This is a genomic window from Sphingomonas sp. SORGH_AS_0438 (assembly GCF_031453475.1).
GTDB lineage: Bacteria > Pseudomonadota > Alphaproteobacteria > Sphingomonadales > Sphingomonadaceae > Sphingomonas.
In genome coordinates, this window is record NZ_JAVIZS010000001.1 from 1,019,538 (window position 1) to 1,036,094 (window position 16,557).

Sequence of the window (16,557 nt, forward strand, 5' to 3'; positions counted from 1 at the left end):
TAAAAAAGCGTCATCGATGATCTTTAATTCTATTGGCTGACGCGAACAGGGGGAAACATGCGCTTTTTCATAGCTATGGCACTGATGCTTGCGCCAGCTGCTGTCAACGCACAGGCTGTTCTGACGTCGTCGAACAACAAGGTGCGGATTGGGATCAATAGCACGGGTGATCTCAATGGAGGGTCGCCATATACCGGTCTCGCCTACAATTTCTCCGGTCAAGGCGGAGTAAGTGGTTATCGCGATGCTTTGACGCCGGGCTGCGCGTGTGAGGCATGGGGTGTTGCCGCGAATGGCCGCGAGGGCCAAGTCGGTCGAGTCACTGGGAACACCAATATATCCTTTGTGTCCGCGGCGGCTGGCGCAGGTAGCTATACGTCGGTTACCCGTTTGAGCAACGTGTCAGGGCTGACCGTCACGCAACGCTTCTCGGAAGCGGCATCCACGGCAACGGGCGCCCTGTTCGTCAACCAGGTCACGATCAGCAACACGACAGCGTCAACCATGACCGATGTGCGATACGCACGCGCCATGGACTGGGACGTACCGCCAACGGAATACTCGGAATTCACCACGTTCAAGGGCGTATCGACGACCAAAACGCTGTTGCGGTCCACTGACAACGGCTTTGCCTCGGCCCTGCCCATTTCGGGTATGAGCGATCCGGGCCGGCAAGGGCCCATCAATAGCGACGGGACAACCGGCCCGTCCGACCACGGTGCCTTTTTCATCTTCGGGTTTGGCGACATCGCGGCGATGAGCAACTACACCTTCAACATTTATTATGGTGCCGGTGCCAACCAGTTGGACGCCTTGAACCTACTCAGCAATGTCAGCCCGGAACTGTACAATTTCGGGCAGTCTAACGCATCGGGCAAGCCGGCAACCGAACTTCCGACCTATGTCTTCGCGTTCAGCGGAGTTGGCGGCTCGGTGGTAGTGCCGACCGTGCCGGAACCATCGACTTGGGCGTTGATGGTGGTGGGCTTTGGCGGCGTCGCCTGGGCGGTTCGCCGCCGTCGCGCGACCGGCGGTGTGGTGTCATTGCTCGCATAACGCAACGCGCCAGAGTTCGTAAGCGGCCGAATGTAGTGGAGGCTGCCGATCATCCGGTCGGCGGCCTTCGCGCATGGTGCGACGCTGCAACGAGGGGCAAAGATCCGTCAGTCGTGCTAGGAACCTGGTCCGCAGCAGAATTACGGATCAGAGGGGAATTGACGAAGTGACGACCGGTTTCGGTAAGACGGGGCTCTACGGCATCCCCAATTGCGATACGATGAAGAAGGCGCGGACCTGGCTCGACCAGGCCGGCATCGCCTATCGCTTCCACGACTATAAGAAGGCCGGCGTCGCCGAGGCGGACCTCCGGCGCTGGGTCGACCGACTGGGCTGGGAGACGGTGCTCAACCGCGCCGGCACCACCTTCCGCAAGCTGCCCGAGGCGGAGCGCGCCGGGATCGACGCCGACAAGGCCGTGGCGCTGATGCTGGCGCAACCCTCGATGATCAAGCGGCCCATGCTGGAGTCGGGGGACGCCTTGCTGGCGGGCTTTGCGCCGGATCGCTATTCGGCTGTTTTTGGGAAGTAAGCCATGTCCACCACCTTCACGATCGACAGCGCCACCAGCCGCGCCAATCCCACGCCGGCCCCGCGCAAGCGGCTGACCGTGCCGGCGATCCGCGCCCGCAAGGGGGGCGAGCCGCTGGTGATGCTGACCGCCTATACCGTCCGCACCGCGCAGCTGCTCGATCCGCATTGCGACATGCTGCTGGTCGGCGACAGCCTGGGGCAGGTGATCTACGGTCTGCCCTCGACCGTGCCGGTGACGCTGGAGATGATGGCCGCCCATGCCGCCGCCGTGGTGCGCGGCAGCTATCAGTCGCTGGTCGTGGTCGACATGCCGTTCGGCAGTTACGAGGCCAGCCCGGAACAGGCATTCCTGAGCGCGGCGCGGCTGATGAAGGAGAGCGGCGCGGCGGCGGTGAAGCTGGAGGGGGGCGAGGCGATGGCCCCGACCGTCCGCTTCCTGACCGAGCGCGGCATTCCGGTGATGGGCCATGTCGGCCTGACGCCCCAGGCGGTGAACCTGCTCGGCGGCTACGGCGCGCGTGGGCGCAGCAGCGAGGAAGCCGCCAAGATCGTCGGCGATGCACAGGCGGTGGCGGCGGCGGGGGCGTTCTCCGTGGTGATCGAGGGGGTGGTCGAGCCGATCGCGATCGAGATCACCCGCACCATCGCCTGTCCGACGATCGGCATCGGCGCCTCGGCCCAGTGCGACGGGCAGGTGCTGGTCGCGGAGGACATGCTCGGCCTGTTCGAACGCACCGCCCGGTTCGTGAAACGCTATGACGACCTGGCCGGGCGGATCGGCGCGGCGGCGGAGACCTATGCCGGCGAAGTCCGTTCGCGCGCCTTTCCCGGCGCGGAACAGGTCTATGCGCCCAAGACGTGAGAACATGCCACGAAACATGCCCGGCACGTTTTCGGGCCGAAGCTGACGCGGCTTCCGTTTCGGTCCCGGCGCGGCTATGGGCGCTGATCGTTTCCCCGTAATTCGGAGCCGCTCCTTGGCCTTGCCGCCCGACGCCAATGCTGAAGTCTTCATGCGCGAGGTGGACGACGAGGTCCGTCGCGACCAGCTCACCGCCTTCTGGACGCGCTGGGGCAAGCTGCTGATCGCCGCCATCGTCGTCGGCCTCGCCCTGTTCGCCGCCTATCTGTTCTGGCAGAGCCGCCGGGACGAAGCGGCGGGCGTGCAAGGCGAGCAATTGCAGGCCGCCTATGACTCGGTCGCGGCCGGCGATTATGCCAAGGCGGAAGCGCCGCTGAAGCAGCTCGCCGCCGAGGGTGGCCCGTCCTATCAGGCGCTGGCCAAATATACCCAGGCCGACCTGCTGCTCCAGAAGAACGATCCCAAGGGCGCGGCGGCGAAGTTTGCCGAGATCGTCAAGGACGACTCGATCGCCAAGCCGTTCCGCGACCTGGCCCTGGTGCGCCAGACCGCGATCGAGTTCGACAGCCTGCAACCCCAGGTGGTGGTCGAGCGGATGCGGCCGCTGGCGGTGCCGGGCAATCCCTGGCTGGGCAGCGCCGGCGAGATGATGGCGGTGGCGCAGATCCGCCTGGGCCAGACGCGACAGGCCGGCCAGCTCTTCGCGCGGATCGCCGAGGATGAGGGCGTGCCCGCCTCGCTTCGTCAACGCGCGGTTCAGATGGCCAGCGCCATGGGCGTGGAGGCCGCTCCTTCGTCGGCCGAGGCCGCTATCGTTCGCAAGGTCCAGCCATGAACAAGACTTTCCGCGCGCCCGTGATGGTCGCCGCGCTCATCGCGCTCAGCTCCTGCGGCATTTTCAAGGGCGGTGGCCCGAAGAAGACGCCGACCGTGGGCCAGCGCGTGCCGATCCTCGCCTCGGAGAATGAGGTGGCGACCGATCCGGCGATGGCCGATGTCCAGGTGACGCTGCCCGCGCCCTTCGCCAATGACGCCTGGGCGCAGCCGGGCGGCAACGCCGCCAAGTCGATGGGCCAGCTCGCGCTCGCCGAGGCGCCGGCCCGGGCGTGGCAGGCGACGATCAACGGCGGGTCCGATCGCGAGCGGCTGGCCGCCGCGCCGGTGATTGCCGACGGCAAGCTGTTCATCATCGACGTCGATGCGACCGTCCATGCCTTCGACGCCCGGACGGGCGCGGTGCTGTGGACCAAGAGCATCAATGACGGCGAGCGGTCGCGCGCCGCGCGCTTCGGCGGCGGCGTCAGCTTCGACGACGGCAAGCTCTATGCCACCGACGGCCTGGGCGATGTCGTGGCGATGACGGCGGCGGACGGCGCACAGCTGTGGCGGGCCAAGCCGGGCGGCCCGCTGCGCGGATCGCCGACCGTCGCCAATGGCAATGTCTATGTGCTGAGCCAGGACAATCAGCTGTTCGCGCTCGCCCAGGCCGATGGCAAGGTGCAATGGGCGCAGTCGGGCACGCTGGAGACGCAGGGCGTATTCGGCGTCGCCGCGCCGGCCGCGAGTCAGGGCACGGTGGTGACCGGCTATTCGTCGGGCGAACTCTCCGCCTATCGCTACGAAAATGGCCGCGTGCTGTGGCAGGACGCGCTGTCGCGCACCGCCGTCACCATGTCGGTGTCCAGCCTGGCCGATATCGATGCCGATCCGGTGATCGACAATGGCCGCGTCTTCGCGGTCGGGCAGGGCGGGCGCATGGTCTCGCTCGACCTGTCGACCGGACAGCGGCTGTGGGAGCAGAATCTGGCGGGCATCTCCACGCCCTGGATCGCCGGCGACTGGCTGTTCGTCGTCACCGACGATGCGCGGCTCGCCTGCCTGTCGCGTGCCAGCGGCAAGGCGCGCTGGATTTCGCAGCTGCCCCGCTATCGCAACGTCAAGAAGCGGAAGGGGCCGATCACCTGGTTCGGTCCGGTGCTGGCGGGTGGCCGACTGGTCCTGACCAACAGCGACGGCCAGATCGTCTCGGCCGGTATCGGCGACGGCAAGATCGTCTCGACGATCGAGACCAAGACGGCCTTCTCCCTGCCGCCGGTCGTGGCGCTGTCGACGCTTTACACCATCGACGAGCGCGGACGCCTGACCGCTTTCCGGTAAAGGATGCCCCATCGATCGGGCGGCACGGAAAGGCCGCCCGATCGTGGCGCAGACGGGGTGACGCCTCGCTTCGTAGCGGCTAAGGGCGGATCATGCCCAAGCTCCCTGTGGTCGCGATCGTCGGCCGGCCGAATGTCGGCAAATCCACCTTGTTCAATCGTCTCGTCGGCAAGAAGCTCGCGCTGGTCGACGACCGGCCCGGCGTCACCCGCGACCGCCGCGAAGGCGACGCGCATCTGGTCGGCCTCGATTTCCGCGTCATCGACACCGCCGGTTACGAGGATCACGACGCCCAGACCCTGCCCGGCCGGATGCGCCTCCAGACCGAGGCCGCGCTGAAACAGGCCGATGTCGCATTGTTCCTGTTCGATTCGCGCTCCGGCATCGTGCCGCTGGACGAAGAGATCGCGCGCTGGCTGCGGTCCTCAACCACGCCGGTCGTCCTCGCCGCCAACAAGGCGGAGGGGCGTCAGGGCGAACAGGGCATCCTCGAGTCGCTCTCCCTCGGCTTCGGTGATCCGGTCCAGCTCTCGGCCGAACATGGCGAGGGCATGGGCGACCTGTTCGAGGCGCTGCTGCCGCATCTGGAACGCGGCGAAGCGGAGGGCGACATCGAAGAGGATGAGGACGACCGCCCCGACGCGCCGCTGAAGTTGGCGATCGTCGGTCGTCCCAATGCCGGCAAGTCGACGCTGATCAACCGGATGCTCGGCGAGGATCGCCTGATCACCGGGCCGGAAGCCGGCATCACGCGCGACTCGATCGCGATCGACTGGATGTGGCCCGACCCCAAGGGCGAGCCGCGCCCCGTGCGGCTGATCGACACCGCCGGGATGCGCAAGCGCGCCAAGGTCCAGGACAAGCTGGAGAAGCTGTCCGTCGCCGACGCGCTGCACGCGGTCGACTTCGCCGAGGTCGTGGTGCTGCTGCTCGACGCGACGCTGGGACTGGAGGCGCAGGACCTGCGCATCGCCGACCGCGTGCTGGAAGAGGGGCGGGCGCTGATCATCGCGCTCAACAAATGGGACATCGCCGAAAACGCCTCCTCGCTGTTCAACGGCGTGAAGAAGGCGCTGGAGGACGGTCTCAGCCAGGTGAAGGGTGTGACGGTCATCACCGTCTCCGGCGCGACCGGCAAGGGCATCGATCAGTTGATCGGCGCGGCCTTCGAGGTGCGCGAGGCCTGGTCGAAGCGCGTCGGCACCGGCGAGCTCAACCGCTGGTTCGAACGTGCTATCGAGGCCAACCCGCCGCCCGCGCCTGGCGGCAAGCGGATCAAGATGCGCTACGTCACCCAGGTCAAGTCGCGGCCGCCGAGCTTCGTCATCTTCGGCACGCGCGTCGACCAGTTGCCGGCCAGCTACGAACGCTATCTGGTCAATTCGATGCGGCGGGAACTCGGCTTCGGCGCGGTGCCGGTGCGATTGACGCTGCGCGCGCCCAAGAACCCGTTCGACCGCAAGGACGACTGACGACCAGAGGCAAACTTCTGCCGGTGCGGCAAGATGCTGTTTACCCTTGATCGGCTATGACCCGGCAAGATTTGCCGGTGGAGCCAAGACATTGTCGTTCGAGGGTAGCACGCTGGTCGATTGGCCTGCCTTTTTCGCGACGCGGGCCGAGTTGGGGACCGGCTTCGTCCGCATCCTGGGGTATTTCCGCGAGGACGGAGTGAAATCGGTCGCCGCGATCGAGCTGGCGATGCGGGGGCTGAACGCGGCGGGGCTGGTCATCCCCGCGCATACGCTGAAGGGCGAGGCGCGCCAGTTCGGCGCGCTGCCGCTCGCGACGCTGGCGGAGGAGATCGAGGTGATCGGCCGCGACTGTGTCGAGGCGCAGGAGACGTGCGAGGCGGCGCTGCCGGCGGTCACGCGACTGCGGCCGCTGTTCGAACAGACGCTGACGCTGCTCGAACGCGAGGCGAGCCCGCCGGTCCCCCGCCGGCCGCTGGGGGGCGGGGGGTTCGGGCGCAAGATCGCCTGACGCCTATCCCGGCGTCGCCGCCGATCCGGCGAGCAGGCCGCCATCGATCGTCACTTCCGTACCCGTCACATAGGTCGCCTCGTCCGAGGCGAGCATCGCCGCCACCGCCGCCACTTCGCCCACCGTCCCGAACCGCTTGAGCGGCGTATCCGCGACCAGCGCCGCCATCCGCTCCTCGCGATCCGGACCGTCGCCCAGCATCGGCTCCCAGATAGGCGTCAGGATCGCGGCGGGGTGGATCGAATTGCAGCGGATGCGCCAGCCCTGCTGCGCGCAATAGAGCGCCACCGTCTTGCTATGGTTGCGGATCGCCGCCTTGGACGCGGCATAGGCGGCCGCGCCGGGAATGCCGACCATCCCCGATCGCGACGAGATATTGATGATCGAGCCGTCGCCGCGCGCCTTCATCGCGCCGATCGCATAGCGGCAGCCGAGGAACGTGCCGTCCAGATTGACGCGGTGCACGGCCCGCCAGTCGGCGAGGCTGGCATGTTCGGGATCGTGCGGCACCATTCCCCGTTCGAAGCCGGTGATGCCGGCATTGTTGACCACCACATCCGCGACCGGCACCGCCTCTGCCAGCCGCCGCCACTCGGCTTCCTCGCCCACGTCGAGCGGTAGGAAGCGCGCGCCGATCGACTCGGCGGCCGCCACACCCGCCTCCGCATCCATGTCGGTGAGGATGACGTTGCCGCCCTCCGCCTGGAAACGCGCCGCGATGGCACGGCCGATCCCGCGCGCCGCGCCGGTGATGACGCAGGTCTTTCCCGTCAGTCTTTGCATGATATTCGCCTTGTCCATGAAAACCCGACCGGCGATGCGCAACCGCCGATACTGGCTCGGTCCGCGTCAGCGGCGATGCTGGTTCATGTCGAAGGCTCCTGAACGAGGTCCGAGCCTATGCCTGGCGGATCGTCCGGGCAAGCCGCACCAGCGCCTCGTCCAGGGCGGACAGGAAGCGGGAGCGGTCGCTCTTCTGGAACGGCGGCGGCCCGCCGATCACGTCTCCGCCGGCGCGCAGATCGGCCATGATCGCCCGCGTCGCGATCGCGCTGCCGATCGAGGCGGTGGTGAAGGGGCGGCCATTGGGCGCGATCACCGCCGCGCCCGCCTTCAGGGCCCGGTCGGCGAGCAATATGTCGGCGGTGACGACGATAGTGGCGTTGCCCGCCTGCTCGGCGATCCAGTCGTCCGCCGCATCGAAGGCCTCGCTTACCACCTGACGGGTGATGAGGGGATGATCGGGGATGCGCAGTCGGGCATTGCTGACCACGACCACGGCTGCCCCGTGTCGCAGCGCCACCCGGTAGATCTCGTCCTTGACCGGGCAGGCATCGGCATCGACCAGGATACGGATCATCGCCGGGCGATATCGCTCAGCATCGCCGCCGGGGTGATGACCTCGACCTGCGTCTTCAGGTGGAGCAGGCGGACGCCCGTTTCCCCCTGCGCGCGGGCGAGGGCGGGGCCGAAGGCATCGGTCGTCTCCACCGTCTCCGCCCACGCCCCATAGGCGCGGGCGAGCGCGGCGAAGTCCGGATTGGCGAGGCGGGTGCCGCTGATCCGGCCAGGAAATTCGCGCTCCTGATGCATCCGGATCGTGCCATAGGCGCCATTGTCGACGACGATCACCAGGATCGATGCGCCCGTCTGCACGGCGGTCGCCAGTTCCTGCCCGTTCATCAGGAAACAGCCATCGCCCGCCAGCGCGACCACGCTGCGCCCCGGATGACGGAGGCTGGCGGCGACGGCGGCGGGCAGGCCATAGCCCATCGCCCCGGCGGTGGGGGCCAGCTGCGTACCCGGCCCGGCATAGCGCCAGTAGCGATGCCACCAGCCGCTGTAATTGCCCGCGCCGTTGCAGATGATCGTATCAGCCGGAAGCGTGTCGCGCATCGTGCCGACGCACTGGCCCAGATCGAGCGCGACCCCGGCACGCGGCACGGGCTCGCTCCAGCTTCGATAGGCCTCATGCGCCGCCGCGCCATCGGTGAAGCTACGGCCGTCCACGCTCTGCAGGGCCGCGCCGAACGCCTCCATGCCGGCGCAGATCGCCAGATCGGTGCGATAGGTGCGATGCAGTTCCTCCGGGTCGGGATGGACATGCACCAGGGTCTGTCCGGGATGATCCGGCGTGACGAGCACATAGCCATCGGTGGTCGCCTCGCCGAGCCGCGGGCCGGCGACGATCAGCAGGTCTGCGGCCCGGACTCGGGCGACCAATGCGGGATTGGGGCCATAGCCGAGATTGCCGGCCCAGGCGGGCGACTGGTTGTCGATCGCGTCCTGGCGGCGGAAGGCGCAGGCGACCGGTATGCCGCGTCGCGCCGCCCAGTCGGCGACCGTGTGTCCGGCCGCCTCGGTCCAGCCGGCACCGCCGACCAGCATCAGCGGCCGTTCGGCGCGCTCGACCAGCGCCCCCAGATCCGCAAGCGCGGCGGGGTCGCAGGCTTGCGTGGTCCGCTCGATACGGGGCCGGTCGAGCGCCTCGACCTGATCGATCAGCATGTCCTCCGGCAGCGCCAGCACCACCGGGCCCGGCCGTCCGTTCATCGCGGTGGCATAGGCGCGCGCGATATATTCCGGGATGCGCGCGGCATCGTCGATTCGCGCCGCCCATTTGCACAGCGGCGCGAACATCGCTTGGAAGTCGACCTCCTGAAAGGCTTCGCGGTCACGGGTGCCGCGATCGACATCGCCGATGAACAGGATCATCGGCTGCGAGTCCTGCATCGCGACATGCACGCCGATCGAGGCATTGGTCGCGCCCGGGCCGCGCGTGACGAAGGCGATGCCGGGCCGCCCCGTCAGCGTGCCGTCGGCACAGGCCATGAACGCCGCGCCGCCCTCCTGCCGGCAGACCACCAGGTCGATCGCCGGCGTGTCGTGCAGCGCGTCGAGCACGGCGAGGAAGCTCTCGCCGGGCACGGTGAAGATACGCTCGCATCCTTGCGCGAGGAGCTGGTCGACAAGGAGGCGGCCGCCGGTTCTGCTGGTCATGCCCGGTCATAGCGTGGGCGGATGGGAACGGATAGCCGCCCGGAACCGGCATGGGACTGGCGCATTCGCACCTCGACCTACCCAAATATATGGAGAGCGATCATGGCGTTAGCGCAAGACCCGGTGTGGTTCATCACCGGCTGTTCGACCGGTTTCGGCCGGTCGCTGGCAGAGGCGGTGCTGGCGCGCGGCGAGCGGGTGGTGGCCACCGCGCGCGACGTGGCGCGAGTCGCCGATCTGGAGAGCGCCTCCGACCGGTTGCTGCCGCTGACGCTCGACGTCACGGACGACGCGCAGATCGCGGCGGCGGTCGACGCGGCGCGCGAGCGGTTTGGGCGGGTCGACGTTCTCGTCAACAATGCCGGCTATGGCTATCAGGCCAGCATCGAGGAGGGCGAGGATGCGGAGATCCGGGCACAGTTCGACGCGAATGTGTTCGGCCTGTTCGCGCTGACCCGCGCCGTGCTGCCGCTGATGCGCGCACAGGGCGGCGGGCATGTCATCAACATCACCTCGGTCGCGGGCCTCGTCGGCTTTCCGGGCTCGGGCTATTATGCCGCGTCCAAACATGCGGTCGAGGGCTGGTCCGATGCGCTGGCCGCCGAAGTCGCGCCGCTCGGCCTCCATGTCACCTGTGTCGAGCCGGGGCCGTTCCGCACCGACTGGGCCGGGCGCTCGCTGCGGCAGACGCCGGTGGGGATCGATGCCTATCAGGCGACCGTCGGGCAGCGGATGGAGAGCACGCGCTCGGTCAGCGGCCGGCAGGCGGGAGACCCGGAGCGGGCCGCCGCGGCGATCATCTCCCTGGCGGAGGAGGCCGAACCGCCACGGCATATGGTGCTGGGGGCCTGGGGGATAGACCAGGTCACCGAGCGGCTGCGTCGCCGCCTGAAGGAGATCGAGGCGCGGCGCGAGGCAGCGATCGCGACCGACTTTCCCGAATAAGCTGCGGGATCGGGGGAGGGCGACCCGGCCGCCCTCCCGTCGCCGTCCTTACAGGCCGACGATACCCCCGTCAGTCCGGGTGATGACGATCGTCGCGGACCGCGGGCGGCTGCCGGCGGCGGTGCCCGTCTGGCTGGCCGGCCAGTTGCTGCTGATCGAACGGGCGTTGCCGTCCTCGCCCGGATGCTGGATGTTGACGAACAGCGAGGTGCCGTCCGGCGTCGAGTGGATGCCGGTGATCTCGCACTGCTTGGGTCCGACCAGGAAGCGACGCAGGGTGGTGCCCGGCGTCTTGCCGATGCGGGTGGTGACGGTCGCGCTGCTGCCGTCGACGGTGCTGGTGACCGATCGGGTGCCGCCATCGCCGACCGTACCGGGGATCGCCGCCAGCATCATGCAATTGGTCTGGTCGGTGAAGGCGCCGTCATCGGTCTGGAGCCAGAGCAGCGGCGTCCCCTGGCCCGTGACGTTGCTGGACAGGCCGAACCACATGCCGTCCGGCGAGGAGAAGTCGTTGGTCGCGTCCAGCCCCGACAGGTTGATGTTGGTCGCATCCAGGTCCGACCCGGCGCCGAAGGCGTAGATGTCCCAGGCGAAGCTCATGGCTTCGGACGTGTCGCCGCTCTCGCGCAGGCGGATGACGTGGCCGTTGGCATTGCCGGTGGTCGAGCCGCCGGTCGTCTTGGGGTCGACATAGGCACGCGGATTGGCGGCATCGACGCCGGTCCGCGATCCGCTGGCGACCGGGCGGCGCGAGCCGTTGTTGGTCAGCGTGCAGTACATCTCGCCGGTCGCCGGGTTGACGGCGGTCCATTCCGGCCGGTCCATCTTGGTCGCGCCCAGTACGTCGGCGGCAAGGCGGGTGTTGACCAGCACATCGGCCTGGTCGGCGAAGGGATAGCTGGCGTTGCTGCTGGTCAGGCCGTTCTGCCCGAACACCAGGGGCAGCCATTGGCCGGTGCCGTCCGCGTTGAAGCGGGCGACATAGAGCGTGCCGGTGTTCAGATATTTGTCGCCGACCGCCAGACGGTCGCTGGCATCGGCATCCGCCGCCGACCAGGGCGTGGCGGACACGAACTTGTAGATATATTCGTTCTGCGCGTCGTCGCCCATGTAGAAGGCGGGGCGGACGCCCGCGATGGTGCGGCCGACCTGGCAGCCCTCATGGTTCATGCGGCCGAGCGCGGTGCGCTTGCGCGGGGTCGAGCCGGGATTGAACGGGTCGATCTCGACCACCCAGCCGAACTGGAAGGGTTCGTGGCGGAAATCGCCGCTGCCGTCCGCCGCCTGGGTGGCGTCGGCGGTCGCGTTCCAGCGCGAGAAGACGGTGTTGCCGGCGGTCGCGGGCGTGACCGTGGTCCAGCCATTATTGCCGGTGCGTCCCTCTGAGATACCATAGCGGGCGAGCGAGACATTCTCCTTCGCCATGCCGACCGTGCTGCGCACCGCGGCGTCGCCCACGTTGCGCCGGAAATAGCCGGCCCAATTCTCTTCGTTGGTCAGATAGGTGTGCCACGGCATCGTGCCGTTGGCGCAATTGTTGATCGTGCCGCGACCGCTGGTGCCGTCCGGCGAATAGGCGGTGCGGAGCAGGGCGCTGCCCGCCACCGGGCCGCTGAAGCGCATCGGCGTGTTGGGGGTGATGCGGCGGTTGAGCGCGGACGACTGGACATAGGTCCAAGTGCCGCTGCTGGACTTGCTCACCTCGACCACGGAGACGCCATGCGCCTCGATCTCCTTGATCGCCTCCGCTTCGGGCCGTGCGCCGTTGCTGCTGGTCGGGCCATTGGGGTGGAGATAGGCGGCGGTGATATTCTCGTGGTTGAGCACCAGCAGGCCGCGATTGCTGTTGGCGGCGTCGGGCGTGCTGCCCGACGCCGCCAGACCGAAATAGCTCATGCCGTCATGATGATCGCCGGCGCGCTGCGCGAAATTGGTGTCGGTGCCGTCATTGGCATAGGCCGTGACACTGGAGGCGAGCGGATCGCCCAGCCGGTAGAGGACGGTGACGTTGTAGCCGCTCGGCACCACCACCGTGTCGCCCAGGCCCTTGGCCACGGCGGTGAAGCCCAGCACGGCGGGGTTGACGGTGACCGTGGTCTGCGCCTCGCTCTTCACGCCCGTGTCGCTGGCGGCGGTGAAGGCGAAGACCAGTGGCGTCGCGGCGCTCACGCCGGGCGCGGTGAAGCTGATGCTGTTGACCCCGGTGCTGGTCAGGGTGACGGCGGGGCCGCTTACCTGACGCCAGGCGAGGTCGCGCGCGCCGAACTGCGTCTGGCCGGTCAGCGTGACGGTGCGGCCCGCCGTGGTGGTCGCAGCCTCGCCTGCGCTGATCGACAGCGGCTTATTGGCGTCGTCATCGCCGCACGCGCTCAGCAACATGCCACCGAACACCGCCGCGCCCGCCGCCGACAGACCACCCATCAGCGCCTGACGGCGCGAATAGCGCTGCTCGATCAGGTCGTTGAGATGGGGGTTGGCGCTGCGGTTGGTGTCGATCTCGCCATCGTCATAGCCGGCGATGGTGCTGAACGGTGATTTCATGAAACGTCCCCCGGGGATTGGCCGGCGTGGCCCGGCATGTGCGGGGACGTCAGTGGCGACAAAGCATGTCGCCGTGATTGCACCGCAATGGCGCATCCATGTCAAAGTGATGACGCTTGCATGACAGGTGCGTCAGTTCCGATGGCGACCGCAGGGGACAATAAAAAAGGCCGGGGTTTCCCCCGGCCTTCTTCCTGTCGGTCTGTACGGACCGCAGCTTGGGGATCAGGCCCCGGCGACTTCCGCCGTGTCGACCTTGATGCCCGGGCCCATGGTCGAGGAGATCGCGACCTTGCGGACATACTTGCCCTTGGCGCCCGACGGCTTGGCCTTCACCACCGCGTCGACCAGCGCGTCGAAGTTCGCGCGCAGGTCCTCGGCGGGGAACGACGCCTTGCCGATGCCGCTGTGGATGATGCCGGCCTTCTCGACCCGATACTCGACCTGACCCGACTTGGCGTCCTTGACCGCCTGCGCGACGTTCATCGTCACGGTGCCCAGCTTCGGGTTCGGCATCAGACCCTTGGGGCCCAGCACCTTGCCGAGGCGACCGACGACGCCCATCATGTCCGGGGTCGCGATGCAGCGATCGAAGTCGATCTTGCCGCCCTGGATCTGCTCCATCAGGTCCTCGGCGCCGACCACGTCGGCACCGGCCTCACGAGCCTCGTCCGCCTTGGGGCCGCGCGCGAACACGCCGACGCGCACGGTCTTGCCGGTGCCCTTGGGCAGGTTGACGACGCCGCGGACCATCTGGTCGGCGTGGCGCGGATCGACGCCCAGGTTCAGCGCGACCTCGATGGTCTCGTCGAACTTGCTGGTCGCGTTGCTCTTCGCGAGCGCGATCGCCTCGTCAACGCCGTGCAGCTGCTCGGGGTTGATGCTGTTCGCCTTCTGCTTCTTGGTCAGCTTGGCCATGATCTCAACCCTCCACCACTTCGAGGCCCATCGCGCGAGCGGAGCCTTCGATGATCTTCGTCGCCGCTTCGATGTCGTTCGCGTTCAGGTCCTTCATCTTGACCTGGGCGATCTCCGACAGCTTCGACCGGGCGATCTTGCCCGCGGACACCTTGCCCGGCTCCTTCGAGCCCGACTTCAGGTTCGCGGCCTGCTTGATCAGGAAGGTCGCCGGCGGGGTCTTCGTCTCGAACGAGAACGAACGGTCCGCATAGACGGTGATCTTGGTGGGGATCGGCGTCCCCTTGGCCATGTCGGTCGTCGCGGCGTTGAACGCCTTGCAGAACTCCATGATGTTCACGCCGCGCTGACCCAGCGCCGGGCCGATCGGCGGGGCGGGCTTTGCGTCGCCGGCCGGAACCTGCAGGTTGATGTAACCTGTGATCTTCTTTGCCATGTGTCTCTCTCAGTTTAGCGGTGCTGTCGGCCGATGCCGGCCTCCCGCGATCACTTGCCCCCGAACGATCGCACCCGCGGACGGATGCGCCTGGCCGCGGGGGCGCGGCCGGGATAGGGAAAGCGGGGCCCTTAGCGGGGATGCGACGCGGCGTAAAGCCCGTGCGTCAGCCTCTCACTCGGGGCGACCGACACGGGCGCAGATGCCGCGTCGTCTGACGGGTTCGGCCAAGGCCGACCCGCCGGCCGGCGGAGCACGTCGTCTCCGCCCTCCGGCGGCGCTTACTTGCTCCGCTCGACCTGCTCGAAGTTCAGCTCCACCGGGGTGGCGCGACCGAAGATCGACACGGAGACCGAGACCTTCGACTTGTCGAAGTCCAGCGCCTCGACCACGCCGTTGAAGGTCGCGAAGGGGCCTTCCAGAACCTTGACCGCGTCGCCGATCTCGTAATCGACCTTGACCTTGGTCTTCGGCGCGGCGGCGGCTTCCTCCTTGGAGTTGAGCATCCGCGCGGCCTCGGCCTCGCTGATCGCCTGGGGCTTGCCCATCGAGCCCAGGAAGCCGGTCACCTTCGGCGTGTTCTTGACCAGGTGATAGACCTGGTCGTTCATGTCGAGCTTGGCCAGCACATAGCCGGGCATGAACTTGCGCTCGACTGCGATCTTCTTGCCGCGCCGGGCCTCGGTCACGGTCTCGGTCGGCACCTCGATCTGCTCGACCAGCCGGTCGAGCCCGAGCCGGGTCGCCTCGGCCATGATCGCGTCGCGAACCTTGCCCTCGAAGCCGGAATAGGCGTGGATGATGTACCAGCGCGCCATCGTCATTCAGTCCTTACTGCGCGAGCTTGAGCAGGGCGGTGACCACCGCGTTGAAGAACGAGTCCACGCCCAGGAAGAACAGCGCCAGGATCGTGGTCATGATGACGACCATCAGGCCGGTCATCCACGTTTCCTTCCAGCTCGGCCACGAGACCTTCTTGGTCTCCACCTTCACCTGGTTGATGAACTCGACAGGGGTCGTCTTCGCCACTTGGTTCAGCCCATGAAATTGCACGATCGGGAGACATGGAACCACTCGCCGCTTCCCTTACGGAAACCGGCGCGGGGCGCCATCCTCGCTGTCGGATAGACCATGCACTTAAGCGGAGGAACCGCGAAAGGCAAGGCGCGAGAAAGGGTCGGCGTCAGGAGATGCCCAGATCGCCGGGGCCGAAGGCGGCGGGCAGCAGTTCGGACAGGCGATAGCGGGCGATCGCCTCGCCCTCCGCCGCGCCGCACAGCACTGGCAGATCGCGCCCGCCCAGCTGCGCGGCCTCGTTGATCACCTGGCGGCAGCGGCCGCAGGGCGAGACGGGCTGGGTGCCGGTCGGCCGCCCCTCGGCGTCCATCGCGCCGCCGATCACCGCCACCGCGACGATCTCGCGCAGGCGTCCACTGGCGCTGGCGGTGGCGATCGCCACCGTCTCCGCGCAGAGCGACAGGCCGTAGCTCGCATTCTCGACATTCGCGCCGGTGACGATGTCGCCGCCCTCCATCAACAGCGCCGCACCCACGGCGAAGCGCGAATAGGGGGCATGGGCATGGCGGGCCGCGTCGCGTGCGGCCTGGATCAATTGTTCGTCGGTCATCAGTCTATCCGCGGATATGCAGCACGCAGATGAGCGTGAAGAGGCGGCGGGCGGTGTCGAAATCGACCTCGATCTTGCCCGCCAGCCGCTCCTGCAACATCGTGGCTGCGTCATTGTGGAGGCCGCGACGGGCCATGTCGATCGTCTCGATCTGCGCGGGGCTCGCCTTGCGGATCGCCTCGTAATAGCTGTCGCAGATCGCGAAATAGTCCTTGATCGGCCGGCGGAACCGACCGAGTGCCAGCACCAGCGTCTCCAGGTGCGAACCGTCCTCGCGGTGCATGTGGATGCCCAGCCGGCCCTCCTCCTGCTCCAGCTTGATGCGATAGGGGCCGGCATAGCCATCGGGCTGCTCGCGCTGGGGCGCGAAGCGGTTGTCTTCGAGAAGGTCGAAGATGGCGATCCGCCGCTCCTGCTCGACATCGGCGGAGCGCCAGCCCAGGCTGCGCTCGTCCAGTTCGATGTCGATGATCCGCGGATCGGCCATGCCCCCGC

18 protein-coding genes are annotated in these 16,557 nt (G+C 67.7%); 8 read left to right on the forward strand and 10 right to left on the reverse strand.

Annotated features, from left to right (window positions below; translation table 11 throughout):
* The first annotated feature begins 57 nt into the window (after positions 1–57).
* The 7 genes from QE452_RS04890 to QE452_RS04920 all read left to right on the forward strand — a co-directional run bounded on the left by QE452_RS04890 (position 58) and on the right by QE452_RS04920 (position 6,592).
* The gene (locus QE452_RS04890) at positions 58–1,056 is read left to right on the forward strand and encodes a PEPxxWA-CTERM sorting domain-containing protein (RefSeq protein ID WP_309659777.1); all 999 of its coding nucleotides are present in this window, start codon (positions 58–60) and stop codon (positions 1,054–1,056) included.
* 166 nt (positions 1,057–1,222) lie between these two features.
* On the forward strand, positions 1,223–1,588 hold the full coding sequence (locus tag QE452_RS04895; RefSeq protein WP_309659776.1) for an ArsC family reductase: 366 nt from the start codon (positions 1,223–1,225) through the stop codon (positions 1,586–1,588).
* A 3-nt stretch (positions 1,589–1,591) separates the two neighbouring features.
* Positions 1,592–2,452 (forward strand): 3-methyl-2-oxobutanoate hydroxymethyltransferase, encoded by an 861-nt coding sequence (gene panB, locus QE452_RS04900; RefSeq protein ID WP_309659775.1) that lies wholly within the window; start codon positions 1,592–1,594, stop codon positions 2,450–2,452.
* 115 nt (positions 2,453–2,567) lie between these two features.
* On the forward strand, positions 2,568–3,287 hold the full coding sequence (locus QE452_RS04905) for a tetratricopeptide repeat protein (protein WP_309659774.1): 720 nt from the start codon (positions 2,568–2,570) through the stop codon (positions 3,285–3,287).
* Entirely contained in the window at positions 3,284–4,609 is a 1,326-nt protein-coding gene (locus QE452_RS04910) for a PQQ-binding-like beta-propeller repeat protein (protein WP_309659773.1), read from the forward strand. The genes QE452_RS04905 and QE452_RS04910 overlap by 4 nt, the downstream gene beginning before the upstream one ends.
* Before the next feature lie 92 nt (positions 4,610–4,701).
* On the forward strand, positions 4,702–6,081 hold the full coding sequence (der, locus tag QE452_RS04915) for a ribosome biogenesis GTPase Der (protein WP_309659772.1): 1,380 nt from the start codon (positions 4,702–4,704) through the stop codon (positions 6,079–6,081).
* A 91-nt stretch (positions 6,082–6,172) separates the two neighbouring features.
* A complete protein-coding gene (locus QE452_RS04920) occupies positions 6,173–6,592 on the forward strand; it encodes an Hpt domain-containing protein (protein WP_125994620.1) in 420 nt (139 codons plus the stop codon).
* A 3-nt stretch (positions 6,593–6,595) separates the two neighbouring features.
* Here the strand turns inward: QE452_RS04920 and QE452_RS04925 are convergent, their stop codons facing one another.
* From QE452_RS04925 to QE452_RS04935, 3 genes are all read right to left on the reverse strand, one after another.
* Entirely contained in the window at positions 6,596–7,375 is a 780-nt protein-coding gene (locus tag QE452_RS04925) for an SDR family oxidoreductase (protein ID WP_309659771.1), read from the reverse strand.
* A gap of 115 nt (positions 7,376–7,490) precedes the next feature.
* Positions 7,491–7,952 carry a YaiI/YqxD family protein gene (locus QE452_RS04930; protein WP_309659770.1) on the reverse strand — a complete coding sequence of 154 codons (462 nt, stop codon included), beginning with the start codon at positions 7,950–7,952 and terminating at the stop codon, positions 7,491–7,493.
* Positions 7,949–9,592, reverse strand: coding sequence for a thiamine pyrophosphate-binding protein (locus QE452_RS04935; RefSeq protein ID WP_309659769.1), 1,644 nt, complete (start codon positions 9,590–9,592; stop codon positions 7,949–7,951). The genes QE452_RS04930 and QE452_RS04935 overlap by 4 nt, the downstream gene beginning before the upstream one ends.
* A 102-nt stretch (positions 9,593–9,694) precedes the next feature.
* Between QE452_RS04935 and QE452_RS04940 the strand changes: the two genes are divergently transcribed.
* A complete protein-coding gene (locus tag QE452_RS04940; protein ID WP_309659768.1) occupies positions 9,695–10,537 on the forward strand; it encodes an oxidoreductase in 843 nt (280 codons plus the stop codon).
* Between the two features lie 48 nt (positions 10,538–10,585).
* Here QE452_RS04940 and QE452_RS04945 read toward each other — a convergent pair whose 3' ends face one another.
* From QE452_RS04945 to QE452_RS04975, 7 genes are all read right to left on the reverse strand, one after another.
* Positions 10,586–13,081: an alkaline phosphatase PhoX gene (locus tag QE452_RS04945; protein WP_309659767.1), complete on the reverse strand. Its 2,496-nt coding sequence runs from the start codon at positions 13,079–13,081 to the stop codon at positions 10,586–10,588.
* 225 nt (positions 13,082–13,306) lie between these two features.
* A complete protein-coding gene (rplA, locus tag QE452_RS04950) occupies positions 13,307–13,999 on the reverse strand; it encodes a 50S ribosomal protein L1 (protein WP_309659766.1) in 693 nt (230 codons plus the stop codon).
* Positions 14,000–14,003: 4 nt separating this feature from the next.
* The gene (gene rplK, locus QE452_RS04955; RefSeq protein ID WP_125994627.1) at positions 14,004–14,435 is read right to left on the reverse strand and encodes a 50S ribosomal protein L11; all 432 of its coding nucleotides are present in this window, start codon (positions 14,433–14,435) and stop codon (positions 14,004–14,006) included.
* Between the two features lie 281 nt (positions 14,436–14,716).
* Entirely contained in the window at positions 14,717–15,253 is a 537-nt protein-coding gene (gene nusG / locus QE452_RS04960) for a transcription termination/antitermination protein NusG (RefSeq protein WP_125994644.1), read from the reverse strand.
* A 13-nt stretch (positions 15,254–15,266) separates the two neighbouring features.
* Positions 15,267–15,464, reverse strand: coding sequence for a preprotein translocase subunit SecE (gene secE / locus QE452_RS04965; RefSeq protein WP_125994628.1), 198 nt, complete (start codon positions 15,462–15,464; stop codon positions 15,267–15,269).
* A 154-nt stretch (positions 15,465–15,618) separates the two neighbouring features.
* Complete coding sequence (locus QE452_RS04970; protein WP_309659765.1) at positions 15,619–16,062, reverse strand: cytidine deaminase; 444 nt, start codon at positions 16,060–16,062, stop codon at positions 15,619–15,621.
* Between the two features lie 4 nt (positions 16,063–16,066).
* Complete coding sequence (locus QE452_RS04975; protein WP_125994630.1) at positions 16,067–16,549, reverse strand: UPF0262 family protein; 483 nt, start codon at positions 16,547–16,549, stop codon at positions 16,067–16,069.
* Positions 16,550–16,557: the final 8 nt, after the last annotated feature.

Excerpts from the sequence above, each read along its gene's own strand:
- QE452_RS04910 (WP_309659773.1), top strand. The coding sequence starts at position 3,284 with ATGAACAAGACTTTCCGCGCGCCCGTGATGGTCGCCGCGCTCATCGCG.
- panB (WP_309659775.1), top strand. The coding sequence starts at position 1,592 with ATGTCCACCACCTTCACGATCGACAGCGCCACCAGCCGCGCCAATCCC.
- QE452_RS04970 (WP_309659765.1), bottom strand. The coding sequence starts at position 16,062 with ATGACCGACGAACAATTGATCCAGGCCGCACGCGACGCGGCCCGCCAT.
- nusG (WP_125994644.1), bottom strand. The coding sequence starts at position 15,253 with ATGGCGCGCTGGTACATCATCCACGCCTATTCCGGCTTCGAGGGCAAG.
- QE452_RS04930 (WP_309659770.1), bottom strand. The coding sequence starts at position 7,952 with ATGATCCGTATCCTGGTCGATGCCGATGCCTGCCCGGTCAAGGACGAG.
- der (WP_309659772.1), top strand. The coding sequence starts at position 4,702 with ATGCCCAAGCTCCCTGTGGTCGCGATCGTCGGCCGGCCGAATGTCGGC.
- QE452_RS04945 (WP_309659767.1), bottom strand. The coding sequence starts at position 13,081 with ATGAAATCACCGTTCAGCACCATCGCCGGCTATGACGATGGCGAGATC.
- QE452_RS04975 (WP_125994630.1), bottom strand. The coding sequence starts at position 16,549 with ATGGCCGATCCGCGGATCATCGACATCGAACTGGACGAGCGCAGCCTG.
- QE452_RS04890 (WP_309659777.1), top strand. The coding sequence starts at position 58 with ATGCGCTTTTTCATAGCTATGGCACTGATGCTTGCGCCAGCTGCTGTC.
- QE452_RS04940 (WP_309659768.1), top strand. The coding sequence starts at position 9,695 with ATGGCGTTAGCGCAAGACCCGGTGTGGTTCATCACCGGCTGTTCGACC.
- rplK (WP_125994627.1), bottom strand. The coding sequence starts at position 14,435 with ATGGCAAAGAAGATCACAGGTTACATCAACCTGCAGGTTCCGGCCGGC.
- QE452_RS04935 (WP_309659769.1), bottom strand. The coding sequence starts at position 9,592 with ATGACCAGCAGAACCGGCGGCCGCCTCCTTGTCGACCAGCTCCTCGCG.
- rplA (WP_309659766.1), bottom strand. The coding sequence starts at position 13,999 with ATGGCCAAGCTGACCAAGAAGCAGAAGGCGAACAGCATCAACCCCGAG.
- QE452_RS04925 (WP_309659771.1), bottom strand. The coding sequence starts at position 7,375 with ATGCAAAGACTGACGGGAAAGACCTGCGTCATCACCGGCGCGGCGCGC.